Below are 12,615 nucleotides of genomic sequence, written 5' to 3'. Positions count from 1 at the left end.
TTTTATTACTGTGTTACCGTCATAACTTGTCCGCTACGGTCAACCATTATTTTCATTTTACCGTCTTGTGCATTATATAGACCTAGTTTATGTAATTCCATTTTACAATCTTGTACGAAAGTTGGTAATTTACGTATTTGATCAATATCCGAACTTGTAATGAAATGAATTAAAAGCTGCGTCATACCTTTAATATCTTGTACAAGCTCTTCTTTCTCTCCTTTTAGCCTTTCATTTTCCAGTTGTAACGACTGCAATTCACCTTCTAGACTACGTGTATTCTTTGCTTCTCTAGAACGCCCTGCTGCCATGCTAGAAAGCTTATAAATACCTTCCATAAACTGATGTAGTTCGTCTTCTTTCCTTTCACTACATTGATTAATTGTTTCAAAGTTATCAACGATACCAGATATAACTGTTACAAGATTTTTTTCATCCTCTTTATGCTGGATTTCTTCTTTTAATTCGTACTCGTTTTCTTGTTTTCTTGCAACGATTGTCTCTTTTACTGGTATATATTTTCGCTTTCGTCCTGGTTTTTGTTTTTCAATATTTTCAAACGGTATTTCACGTTTTTTCAATTTATAATACGTATTTTGCAATTGACTTTCTGTTTTTGGAAAAAGATTTAGTTCATTTTTACTTAAGTATTTTGAAATATTTAAAATGTTTAAACCGTGACGTTGACAAAATTGATACACTTCATACAGTAGCTCTAGTTCAGACTTCAGCCATGTAATTGCTGATTTTTCATATGCTCGCATCCCGCCATTTTTTTCTATATCTATTTGAAATAATACCATTCTATTATGTAAATCAACTAACTCTTCATACTTTACTTGGAATTCTTTTTCTATTTTTTTTAATTCCGCTTCTAGTTGCATATCGTTCATTTTATTATTTGACATGTTTTGTAAAAGACCTAATACATTAATTGCTGTGTGGTGATACATAATCTGTGCCACTCCCCCTCATCCTTTCACAATTCTCATCTGACTCCCATGTCTTTTAAGAAAATAGCAATTTTTACATATCCATATTATAACAGTTCGAAATTATCTGTCAAATAATAAACATACAAAAATGTATAGAAAGTATAAAAATTTGGAAAATGTTTTTTTATTAATATGTAAAATTGCATATTAATTACATTTAATTATATTATATGGTATTTTGGATGTTTTTTCACCGAAAAAATTTGCGTTACCACGAAATATTACTAAAGTAATCAAAAAAATACGTTCACTTATATTTTTAAATTAAAAATCTCTAAATAAAGATTATTCACACATACAGCGACAAACACCCAAGAAACCTTTCATTTTTCTACCAGCTTAAAGTATAGAATACTAAAAAGGAATTAGCCATATGTAGCATTGGCTAATTCCTTCCTCTCTCTAACAGAATAGAGTTATAAACCCAGTCTTCAAATCCTCAATCGAAGTCTCACTTCTTCTAAAGCTATCTCGGCGGCTCTCTCGTCCCATTTACCTAAAAAACACTCCATATCTCTGGTCTTACATCGCATGGGTCTCTATTAGGCACTGACCGCTGCCACACATAGCTAGTTCCTCTATTCCAGCTAAAAAAGTACTTTTCTTACAACACTAACTTATCAACTAAACCAATTAGCTCTTGAATATCTGGCTTACTTACTTGAGCATTTGCTCCTACAGCTTCACCTTTATGGAATAATTCATTTGTAATTAATGAAGAGAAAATAATGACTGGTAAACGATTCATTACTTCACTATCCTTAACCACTTTCGTTAAATGATGTCCATCCATTTTTGGCATTTCAATATCCGTAATTAGCAAGTGAATATGTTCAAACATTTTTTCGCCTTGCTCTTTCGCTAATTTTTCAATTTGCGCTAACGCTTCTGCACCATTGCTGAAGAAGTTCATTTTCGTATATCCAGCTGATGATAATGTTTCTTCTAATATTTGGCGAAGCATCGCTGAATCTTCTGCAATGTAAATTACTTTTTCAGCTCGATCTGTTTTTTGTTCTAATCCTGCAATTGATTTATTGTCATAACCAGTGCCGCTAATTTCACATACAATTTTTTCATAATCTAATAGTAAGATGATTTTTCCATCTAGTTTTACAATACCAGATGTCGTTTCTTCTAGTCCCATAGATAATGAAGCTGGTTCATCAATTTGTTCCCACGAAATACGTTGAATACGATGCACTTCATCAACGCGAAAAATAACTTTCATTTGGTTTAATTCTGAGATGATAAATTTCGTTTGATCAAGTGGCTTTGTTGACTTTAAATTAAGAGCCATTGCCAAGTTAATAACAGGTAAAATTTCACCACGTACTTGAACAACACCTTCAACTGCATGATGAGATTCTGGCACAGTTGTAACAGGGAATGGATTAATGATTTCACGTACTTTCATAACATTAATACTAAATAGGTTTTCACCAACAGTGTACGTAACAATTTCTAATTCATTTGTTCCGCTTTCTAATAAAATACTTTGTGCTTGTGACATAAAGGTGTCGCTCCCCTTCCATTAATTCCGTATATCTAATTATTAAGCTTTATAAAAGAGGAAAAGTCAACTACCTATATAAAAAATATAGATAGTCGAACGATTCATTTTATAAAAAAACAATTAATCTTGTATAAACGAAGCAAGTGCTTCTAATAACACTTCTTGCGCCCCTACAATTTCTGTCGGCATTGCTTCCCATTTTTTCGAAAGCTCCGTCTCTACTCTTATTCTCAGCTCAGAATTCATTTCTGCTAGCACATATTCTTTCGTTGCTATATCAACATCAAGTAGCGCGAGTGCATATAATTCCGGGTCATTTATTTTTTCGAATAATCGCTTTAATACTACCGGTGCTATATGTTTTAATTTTTCAATATGAATTTCCTTATCCGAAAATAGTAACTCATATTGAATAAACGTAACATTTTCTTTAATCACTTTAAAATAGCAATTATTTTTTTTATCATTTACAAAATAACCATTTGGATCTGCGATAATACTTTCTACTTTACGAATTAAATCTGGCAAACTATTCGCCCCCATTACAGTCCGCTGCTCAACCTCACTCGGCGAAATGAATGTAACGCGATACTTATTTTGCGCCATCCTCCTCACCTCTCCTTTTATAGAAATTCAGTCTAATTGTATACTACAACTACCTTAAATTAACTTAAAACTATTTTATATTACCACTTCTTACACTACCACACTACTCTAGTAACGCTACATATCTCTGGTCTTGCACATCGGTCGGGACTCTATTAGGCACTAACCGCTCCAAAACATCGCCAGGTCCTCTCTCAAAACCTAAAAAGTGCTTTTAAGAACCTTTCAATAACTCTATGTTATTAAACCAAAACGCTATCTGCTGATCCGTAATATTTGGCAACATAACAAAAAACTCACGACACTTCATCTCATCCTTAAACAGTTGATACTTCCAAACGCTACCGCTACCAACACTTATGAAATAAAACTCATGGATACGGCCAATGATTGCTTGTTTTTCGCCAAATGAATACGGAGGCACTTGCTTAATTTCAAATTGATCTGGTAAATATACATGCTCTTCTTGTTCTGTTTTTAATACTTGCTCAGCAAGTTCACGTTTATTCTCGAAAAATGGCAATTGTAAAATTCGTTCTTGTCTTGTCATACGAATAAAAACCCTTTCTACTACATTACGATCTTTCTTTATAATACATTATCGAATTAAGTTTACAACTTCATTTAATACTTCATCTGACACTTTAATTACTTTCGCATTTCCTTGGAATCCACGTTGATATAACATTAAGTCAACGAATTCTACAGATAAATCTACGTTTGAACTTTCTTTTGCTGAACCTCTTACATTACCTGCACCATTCTCACCTGCCACACCAATCCCTGGAATCCCTGCTGATGGTGTGGCAATGTAATTACCATTCCCAGTTTTCATTAATCCACCTGAATTAGGGAATGTAGCTACAGCTAGTTGTCCTACAACCTTCATACTACCATCCGAATATCTCATCATAACGAAACCACCGTCAGAAATTGAATAGTCATTTGCAATTGCAGCTGGACGCCCCGTTACTTCTGTTGTAGAAATAGTTTTCCCTGTTGGATAATTTGTTAAACCACTTAAGTCCAGTGTCAGTCCCTTACCAAAAGGAATTTTAACCGTTCCACCTTTAGTAATTTCACCAGTTACTGGATTTTTTTGTACAGCTTCATCTGTCTCCTTTAGATTTCCTAATGTATCAAATTTAAGATTTTTTTCGCCCGTCATGCCTTCAACCGGCTTAAACTCTTTTTCGTTTTTAGAATCATTTCTTACAGAAACTGTATACGTATATTCACCTGGCACAGGCTTTTCAACTTCTTTACCATCTACAGTCTCTTTTGTAGTCTTTTGTTTAATATTTACACGTAACGTTAACGAGTTCCCTTCCTCATCAAAAACTGTGAATTCGTGAGATAATGCATTTTGATTTCTAGGAAGGTTTCCACCTATTGTTGCTTTATCTGTTTGAATCCCACCAACAGCTGATCCCATTGGAATATGAATTGGACTTGGTCGTGAAGAAAAATCTATTTCTTGAGTTCCTATTTTCACACCATACCCTAGCACATACTGACCACTTGTATTTGTAACATAGTTATCTTTCGATACACCGAAAGACCCTTTTCTCGTATACTCTACATTTCCGCTATTACGATCGCCAACTAAAAATAAACCATTTCCCTCTATGGCTGTCTCCATCTTATCACTAGTTAAAGTAATAGAACCATCACTAAAATCTGTAGATGTCCCACTAAACTTTACACCGTTACCGATACTCTTTGGATTCGTACCAGCATAAGCACCATCCCCACGTGAACCAACCGTATTATTATATAGCAGATCATCAAAAATAGCTTTTTGCTTTTTATATCCAACTGTTTGTGCATTTGCAATATTATTTGAAGTAACACTTAATGCATTTTGTGCCGCATTCATCCCTGTAATACTCGTATATAACGCTTTAATCATAACCTATATACACTCCTTTTATTAATTTTGCTTAACCTCTTCATTTTTCTCTATATCATCTTTCTTCTCATCTTCTGGATTTGTTTCTGCTATCGGTTTATCTGAAACCCTTTCTACAAAACGAAGTGAGACAACTTGATTATCAACAATAAGTTGTACATCGTTATTTTCGGCAAGTCGAACTGTTTCCACTTGACCAGTCACTTGCTCCCCCTTATTGTTTATACCTCTAACATACTTTCCTAAAAATTTCATCCCACCATCAAGAGCTGTCGTATACATCGTTGATTGTAGTTTATCTACTGCTTTCGTCATATTTTGTACTTGCTCCATAAGCGATAGTTGAGCCGTTTGATTCATCATTTGGTTCATATCCATCGCATTAAACGGGTCTTGATGTTGAAAGCTCGCTAAAAAAAGTTTCAGGAAATCATCTTTATCCATAATACCGGGTGTTTTTTGATTACTTGCTGATACTCCGTTTGTTTGTTGAACTGGCGATTGCACACCATTTACAGATGCGTTTTTTGTTTGCGCCCCTGCTTGTAACGGAATATGATTTGTACTCGTTGTATTTAATCCAACTGTTGGCACGCGTTATTCCTCCAATAATCCCGCAAATTCTGTTGATTGTTGTTTTTCATGATTTGTATTTGCTAATTTCTGTTTTTGCCTTTGCTCTTGTTCTCGCTGTTCTTTACGATTTTCATCTTTATCTGAATAGCTAATTTGAATATTGATTTCTTTTTCTTTTAACTTTAATTTCAATTCATCAAAAATGATTTCAACACGTTTTTTCGCCTCGTGTTTTTCCATTTCTACGTGAACGTCAATTTGATCTCCATGTTTTTTCATAAACACTGTTAATGTACCAAGTTTTTCTGGATTTAACTGAAATAAAACACGTTCTTGTTTCACTACAAATTTTTGCAAGGCTTCTACTTGCGCTTCCATTTTCTTTCCTAAGTCAGGTAATGAAACTTTCTCAGCACCACTATTTGATTTCCCTATTTGTTCGGTACTCGTCGTTTTATTTAATAACTCTGCACCTGCAGAGCTCGAATCGTTTAATGCATCAACTTCTGGCAACTCTACCTTTGCATCATCGCTCTCAGCTTTCGAAAGATCTACATCTTTAAATTCTTCTTGTTTCTTTGCAATATTACAAGTTTCTGTTTCTACAGCCTTCAATGCTTGCATCGCTTGCTCTGGCATCTTCATTTTGTCTAATACCATTTGCATTGTATCTTCTAAACATATAGCATTTTTGATATTCATATTTGAAAGAAGTTCTTGTAATTGTTGTAATTCAGCTGCAGGTAATTCATTAAGTTTAATATTGCCATATTCTTTATATAGCTCTTGTATTTTTTGTATGTATTGATATAACAATTCCGGCTGCACATGTAATTGCTCAATTGCAACCATTTGCTCAGATACAGCTAATAACAACTGTTCTGTCTCTTTTTTTTCTTCTTTCTTTACAATAGGTTCTTCTTCCGTTACCGATTTTTTAGAAAGAATATAATCTTTTCTCTCTTCTTTTGGTGCTTCTTCTCGTTTCGTTTTCTCCGTTTGCGGCTGTTTTTTATTTTCCATTCTCATCGTACGATCGAATGAAGAATCTTCATTTTTTGATTGTACTTCTAGCCCTTTTTCTTTTTGCGGAGGTAAACTTTGTTGCACCGGTAATACAGACTGTATCACTACATTCACCTCATCCATTCATACACATTTTCAAATCCAGAAGCATTTTTTCTTCCAGCTTTTCTTGTGCTTTCGCAAGCTTTTTGCAATCTTCTTGATACATCTCATCAATGACACGTTCTTTTTCTTTTACTTGCTCTAAAAGGCTTTCATTTTTTTGAATAAAACCTTCCGTTTTTTTAATTTTTCGATTCCATTCTTCTATTCTTTCAGGTGAAAACGTATGTGAAGAAAGCATGCCAGCCATAATACGTTGCCCAGTTTGTACGACTTTACTACGCGATTTCACAACATATAAATCATATTCTTTTTTTTGTTCTATTTTTCTTTTTTCAGCTGTTAATTCATACACTTCTTTTAAAATATGTTCTTTTTCTTGATTTATTTGCAATTTTATTGTGTCGTACTGCTGTTTATCCACCTGTTTTCATAACCCCTTTCTATTATAACGTTCTCTTTTTCTATTATATAGTTTTTTCCCAAAAAAATCTGTGAAATATTAAAAAACAAAAAAATAAGACCTCTTATGCAGAGGCCTTATACTATATGCTGTATCGCTTCAACGATATCATCAAATTGGAAACTATCCGATCGACCTTGCTTTAAAAATGTATTTATGCCTTCTACTTTATTTTTACATTCAAAAATATAAGCATTTTCTTCATTTTGTTGAATCGTTCCTAGCTTAAAATACAATTCATTTTCTTTATAAATTGATAAAATCTTTCTCATTTCATTTGCAAGTTGCCAATGATGTGGCGAAACAATTTCTTCCATAATCCTACTTACTGAATCTAATACTGAAATTGCAGGATAATGACTAAGCGTTGCAAGCTCACGCTTTAATACGATATGTCCATCTAAAATACCACGTGCTAAATCTGGTACAGGACCATTTAAATCATCCCCATCAACAAGCACCGTATAAATACCTGTTATAGATCCCTTTTGTGTTTTTCCGGACCGCTCTAACAACTTCTTCATATAACTTTCCATTAACAGTGTTTTACCACCAATCGGTAATTCTTTAACAGCAATATCAACACTTCTTCGTGCATCGGCAAAACGAGTAACAGAGTCCATCATAAGTAATACGTTATTACCTTGATCACGGAAGTATTCAGCAATAGACGTTGCGAGTTTCGCTGCACGAAGTTGCATAAGATGACTTTCATCTGACGTCGCTACAACAACGACGCTTTTTCGCATCCCTTCCTCGCCTAACTCTTTTCGAATAAAGTCTTTTACTTCCCGGCCACGTTCCCCTACTAAACTAATAACATTTATATCAGCTTTTGCATTTTTTGCTATCATTCCAAGTAAAGTTGATTTACCAACACCTGACCCAGCAAAAATACCAATCTTTTGACCGATACCAATTGTTAGCATAGAATCAATTGATTTTATTCCTGTTTCAAATACATCGGTAATCTCTTCACGTTCAAATGCATGTATAGGCGGTGCATCTAGTTTTATTTTCTGTAATGGAATGTTTTCAGCTTCCTCATTTAACACTTCACCATTTGCACTTAACACTTTTCCGAGCAAGTGATTACCACGTGGTACAACAACATCTTCTGAAACTAATGTCACTGAATCTCCATAACATACTTTTTCTGTCTGTTCAAATGGAAGTAGCATATTATTTTCTTTTTCAATGGCAATCACTTCACATAAGACGTTATGTTCTCCAACGAAGCAAACATCTCCGATCTTCGCTTTCGGCCCTTTTGCTACGAAAAACTGTTCTTGTACACTATGAACTTTGCCTACTTTCGTATACAGCGGTGTTTCAATGAACTTATTCCATTTTTCGTTCTCATTCATTAACAGGCGGCTCATACATTTTGCTCCTCAAATAACTTCTCTTCTTCCCATTTCTGACGAAGTTTCGCAAATATAGGTGCAAATTTAAATTCAAAGAACTCTTTCTCTTCTTCCAGAACAAATTCACCAAACTGCAGGGAGAAATCATATTTCCATTCTACTAATTGTAGTAACCAATATTCTTTCGTATTCTCCTTCTCTTCTTGAATACGTTCAAACGTTTCTGGATGTACTGTAATGATTAATTTTTCAAACGAAGTTGGCAATGTTTGCACGATGCCAGTTAAAATAGGTAACACATCAAGCAATCGTGAATCTACCGCTTGATTCACGATTTTTTCTGCTAGATGAAAAGATTGATCCCATAACAACTCTGTCCATTCATACGCTGTTTCTTGTTGTTCTTTTTGAAATTGCACACGCGCTGCTTCCATCTGTTCCATTTGCTCATGAATATGCATTTGAAATTGTTCTTTATCTTGTAATAACTGCTGCCGCTCTCGTTCTAGCATTTGCTTCTCTTGCCTTAGCTGATTCATTTCCATATGTAACGATTCTTGCTGGGCGCGAAGTTCTGCATGATCAGCTTGTAATTCTTCCTCTTCTATTTGAACTGAAGCTGGTTTTGGAAATTGTAATTCATACGTTTCTTCAGAAAAAGAAACAGAATTCTTCGGAATTCTGTTTTTAAATAAGGACATCCTCTTCACCTCTTTGAACGATAATTCTTCCTTCTTTCTCTAGCTTTTTCACTGTACCAGTGATCGTTTGCTGCGCTTTTTCAGCATCCGTCATCTTAAGCGGTCCTAAGCCATCTAATTCTTCTAGAATCATCTCTTTACGGTTTGAAGACATACATGTAAATAATTTCTCTTTAATTTCTTCTTTTGCAATTTTAAGTGCTTTCGCAAGAACACCGTTATCTGTAATTTCTTCTAATACACGGCGAAGCGCAAGATCTTCAAGACCAAGTAAGTCTTCAAAGACAAACATATTTTCTTTAATTTTCTCAGATAACTCATAATCGACTTCATCCAGCTTTTGAAAGACTGTTTTTTCAACACCTCGTGAAACATTATTTAAAATATTTACGATTGTTTTCAAGCCATCAGTTTTATTAATTGCACTAAATGCCATATTATTTAATTTCGATTTTAACAACTCACCAATTTGATTAATTAACTCACCATCAACTTGTTCTAGTTTCGCTATACCCATTACCGTTTCAACGCGCTTATGATCTGGCAATCTCTCAATTAATTGAGACGCAAGTTGCGGTTTAATATAAGAAGCGATAATTGCAATTGTTTGTGGTGACTCATCATTAAGCACTGTAAGAAGTGGCTCTAAATCTGTAAGTGAATTTAAGAACTCAAACGGATTATCTTTGTTATACCAAAGATCTTCCAATAATTTTTCCAGTTCGTCTTCTGGCATGTTTTTAAATATGCGACGAATGTATTCTTTATCTGGAGTGACTAAGTTCAATTCTTTTACATTTAGTTCATATAAGAACTCTCCTAGTACATTTTCTAACGTTTCTGGTTTGTATACACGAAACTTTGCGATTTCACGAAGTAATACTTCTTTTTCCTCAGCTGTCATATATTCAATGACTTTTGCTGCCACCCCTTCTTCTAATGTACGAATAAGGATGGCAGCTTTTTCTTTGGAGGAGATTTCATCTAACATCATTGTTCCTCCCTTACTGTCCATTTAACCATTTTTTAATTACTTTTGCAGTACCTTCTACATGTTCTTTCGTAGCATCCTGCACTTGTTCATCTAACGTTGGTTCTTTCGGTTCTTCTGGTTCAGGTTTTGGCTCTGGCACTATTTTTTCTTCAGGAATTTCCAAGATACTTTCATTACTTGCAGCAATTTCCTCTTCTGCTAAGTATTCTTCATATTCCTCTTCTTCTTTCTTTCTCTTACGTCTTGCTAATAAGAACCATACTAGACCACCGATTGCTAATAAGCCAGCTGTAATTCCACCGAATAACCACCAGTTTATACCACTTTTTTCTGGCTCTTTCTCTTTTTCGGCTTTCGGCTGATCGAACTGAACAGTTACAACGTTAACTTGACCATTTATAAAGTTACCGTTCGGATCAGCTTGAAGTCCTGCCGCTGTTCCGATTGCTTCTTTAAAAGTTGTCATATCAATTCTACGTTTTACTAACGTATCATTATCTACCCATACAACAACATTCGTTTTCGTTAATTCTGGGTGTTTCTTAATTGTTTCAACTGTTTTATCTATTTCATAATTTTCAATTTTGTTGCCATTTTTATTATCGTAGACAACTTTACCATTTTGATTATTGTTCGTACCGTAGTTTGGCACTTCACCGTTAGCTGTAATACCAGCACCTTGCTTCGTATCTGCCCCTTCTTGCGCAGTAGAGCTTTCCTCTTGCTCTTGTTTACTACGAAGTACACCTTTATCACCATACTTTTCTGACTGACGTGTAACTTCATCGTAGTTTACAGATACTTTCGTATTCACTTTATATTCATTCGGTTTAAACATCGTCATTAACGTTGCATCAATATCTTGCTTTAATTTACCTTCAAGTTGGTGCTGCATCTCTACTTCTTTCTCGTAAGAAGAGGAACTACTAGAATGTGCTTCATCTGTACCTTTTGAGATAACACCTTTTTTACTATCAATAACACTTACTTCTTCTGCCTTCACACCAGGAACTGCTGCACTAATCATTTGCTGTATACCTGCAACTTGATCAGCTGTTAACAATTGGCCACGTTTCACTCCAACCGTAATCGCCGCTGTTCCTTTTGCTTTTTCTTCATCAAAAATTGTCTCTTTTTCAGGCAATGTAATTTGAACATTTGCCGTTTCAACTGTCGCAAAGTTTCTTACAATATCTTGCTCCAATTGCTTCTTCGTACCGACAATTTGCTTCATTTTTTTATCTTGTTCACTTGAACCAAGCGAGCTTTCTAATAAAATTTCTTCACCGCTTTTCGAATTAAACGGTAAGCCCATCCCATTCATTTCTTTTCGAACCCATGGAGCATCATTCTTTTGCACACGAATCGAACCATCGGCCGCTAATTGATAATCGACACCTAACTTCGATAATTCTGCTGTAATCTCTTGTTTATCTGTATCATTTAAATTTTGATATACAACAACATATTTATCTGGCAAGGTGAAGTATAAAAGTGCTCCTGTTACAATCGCTAAAAGCGCAGCACCAATTACTAACTTATGCCACGTTTTTAACGATTGGATAACATTTTTCATCTTTTCCATTTAAACACACCCGTCCACTTTCCTAAATTTGCATATTAATTAGTGACTTATAATTTTCAATAAGATTATCACGTACGAGAGCAGCTGTTTTCATTTGAGACTCAGCTTTCTTTTGCTGAATTAAAACGTCATGTGTTTCTCCTACCCCTTTAGTTAGTAAATCATATACTGCTGTTTGCGCATTGTTTTGCGTTTGATTCATATCTTCCAATAAATCAATAAACTTTTTCTCCGGAGCTACAGATGTTTGAGAAGTTTTCGGTGCACCAATTGACTGAATTGCTCCAAATGGTTGTGTATGTAACATTGGTTGAATTTTCATATTACTATCTTCCCCCTTATCCTCGGCCGATTTCTAAATCTTTATCAAGCATTTTTTTATTCGCATTTAATACACTCGTATTCGCTTCATACATTTTTTGAGCAACCATTACATTCGTCATTTCAGCAGTTACATCAATATTGGGATAACGTACATATCCTTCTTTATTTGCGTGCGGATGCGTCGGATCATACACTAAATTTTCCGTTTTGTCTGCTTCAATACTTTTTATTTTTACTCCGTTAGTAGGAGCCCCATCTAGCATACTTGCAAAACTATTGTTTGATTCTAGCACCACACTACGACGCTCATATAAATCTGCCCCCGGAGCCGCCGTCGTATTTGCATTTACAATATTGTTAGAAGTAACTTCCATCCACTTTCTCGCTGTCGTTAGTCCTGAGCCACTTGCATTAATTGCCTGAAACATCCGTTGTCTCTCCTTCTACT

14 protein-coding genes are annotated in these 12,615 nt (G+C 34.8%); all 14 read right to left on the bottom strand.

Features of this window, described 5'->3' with window-relative positions; translation table 11 throughout:
- Positions 1-5: 5 nt before the first annotated feature.
- The 14 genes from AXW78_RS08025 to flgC all read right to left on the bottom strand — a co-directional run bounded on the left by AXW78_RS08025 (position 6) and on the right by flgC (position 12,595).
- Positions 6-953, bottom strand: a complete 948-nt coding sequence (locus AXW78_RS08025; RefSeq protein WP_061883964.1) for a DNA-binding domain-containing protein — start codon at positions 951-953, stop codon at positions 6-8.
- A gap of 646 nt (positions 954-1,599) precedes the next feature.
- Positions 1,600-2,508 carry a chemotaxis protein gene (locus AXW78_RS08020; RefSeq protein ID WP_000075943.1) on the bottom strand — a complete coding sequence of 303 codons (909 nt, stop codon included), beginning with the start codon at positions 2,506-2,508 and terminating at the stop codon, positions 1,600-1,602.
- Positions 2,509-2,631: 123 nt separating this feature from the next.
- The gene (locus AXW78_RS08015) at positions 2,632-3,117 is read right to left on the bottom strand and encodes a hypothetical protein (RefSeq protein ID WP_061883963.1); all 486 of its coding nucleotides are present in this window, start codon (positions 3,115-3,117) and stop codon (positions 2,632-2,634) included.
- A 214-nt stretch (positions 3,118-3,331) separates the two neighbouring features.
- Entirely contained in the window at positions 3,332-3,667 is a 336-nt protein-coding gene (locus AXW78_RS08010) for a DUF3964 family protein (RefSeq protein ID WP_061883962.1), read from the bottom strand.
- Between the two features lie 48 nt (positions 3,668-3,715).
- Positions 3,716-5,029 carry a flagellar hook protein FlgE gene (gene flgE / locus AXW78_RS08005; RefSeq protein WP_061883961.1) on the bottom strand — a complete coding sequence of 438 codons (1,314 nt, stop codon included), beginning with the start codon at positions 5,027-5,029 and terminating at the stop codon, positions 3,716-3,718.
- 21 nt (positions 5,030-5,050) lie between these two features.
- Entirely contained in the window at positions 5,051-5,623 is a 573-nt protein-coding gene (locus AXW78_RS08000) for a flagellar hook assembly protein FlgD (RefSeq protein WP_001143477.1), read from the bottom strand.
- 3 nt (positions 5,624-5,626) lie between these two features.
- Positions 5,627-6,736, bottom strand: a complete 1,110-nt coding sequence (locus AXW78_RS07995; protein WP_061884834.1) for a flagellar hook-length control protein FliK — start codon at positions 6,734-6,736, stop codon at positions 5,627-5,629.
- A 10-nt stretch (positions 6,737-6,746) separates the two neighbouring features.
- Positions 6,747-7,157, bottom strand: coding sequence for a hypothetical protein (locus AXW78_RS07990; RefSeq protein ID WP_000360855.1), 411 nt, complete (start codon positions 7,155-7,157; stop codon positions 6,747-6,749).
- Between the two features lie 116 nt (positions 7,158-7,273).
- Positions 7,274-8,578, bottom strand: a complete 1,305-nt coding sequence (fliI, locus tag AXW78_RS07985) for a flagellar protein export ATPase FliI (RefSeq protein WP_000088695.1) — start codon at positions 8,576-8,578, stop codon at positions 7,274-7,276.
- The gene (locus AXW78_RS07980) at positions 8,575-9,264 is read right to left on the bottom strand and encodes a FliH/SctL family protein (protein WP_000051691.1); all 690 of its coding nucleotides are present in this window, start codon (positions 9,262-9,264) and stop codon (positions 8,575-8,577) included. Before AXW78_RS07980 ends, fliI begins: the two co-directional genes overlap by 4 nt.
- Positions 9,251-10,255, bottom strand: coding sequence for a flagellar motor switch protein FliG (gene fliG, locus AXW78_RS07975; RefSeq protein WP_000883364.1), 1,005 nt, complete (start codon positions 10,253-10,255; stop codon positions 9,251-9,253). Before fliG ends, AXW78_RS07980 begins: the two co-directional genes overlap by 14 nt.
- A 13-nt stretch (positions 10,256-10,268) precedes the next feature.
- Positions 10,269-11,843, bottom strand: a complete 1,575-nt coding sequence (locus AXW78_RS07970) for a flagellar M-ring protein FliF C-terminal domain-containing protein (RefSeq protein ID WP_061883960.1) — start codon at positions 11,841-11,843, stop codon at positions 10,269-10,271.
- A gap of 22 nt (positions 11,844-11,865) precedes the next feature.
- Positions 11,866-12,165 carry a flagellar hook-basal body complex protein FliE gene (gene fliE / locus AXW78_RS07965; RefSeq protein ID WP_000701670.1) on the bottom strand — a complete coding sequence of 100 codons (300 nt, stop codon included), beginning with the start codon at positions 12,163-12,165 and terminating at the stop codon, positions 11,866-11,868.
- 16 nt (positions 12,166-12,181) lie between these two features.
- Positions 12,182-12,595 (bottom strand): flagellar basal body rod protein FlgC, encoded by a 414-nt coding sequence (gene flgC, locus AXW78_RS07960; protein WP_000484683.1) that lies wholly within the window; start codon positions 12,593-12,595, stop codon positions 12,182-12,184.
- Positions 12,596-12,615: the final 20 nt, after the last annotated feature.

The organism is Bacillus thuringiensis (assembly GCF_001595725.1).
GTDB lineage: Bacteria > Bacillota > Bacilli > Bacillales > Bacillaceae_G > Bacillus_A > Bacillus_A thuringiensis_K.
The sequence above is the reverse complement of the archived record's forward strand: the minus strand, read 5'-3'. Positions and strand labels throughout refer to the sequence as shown.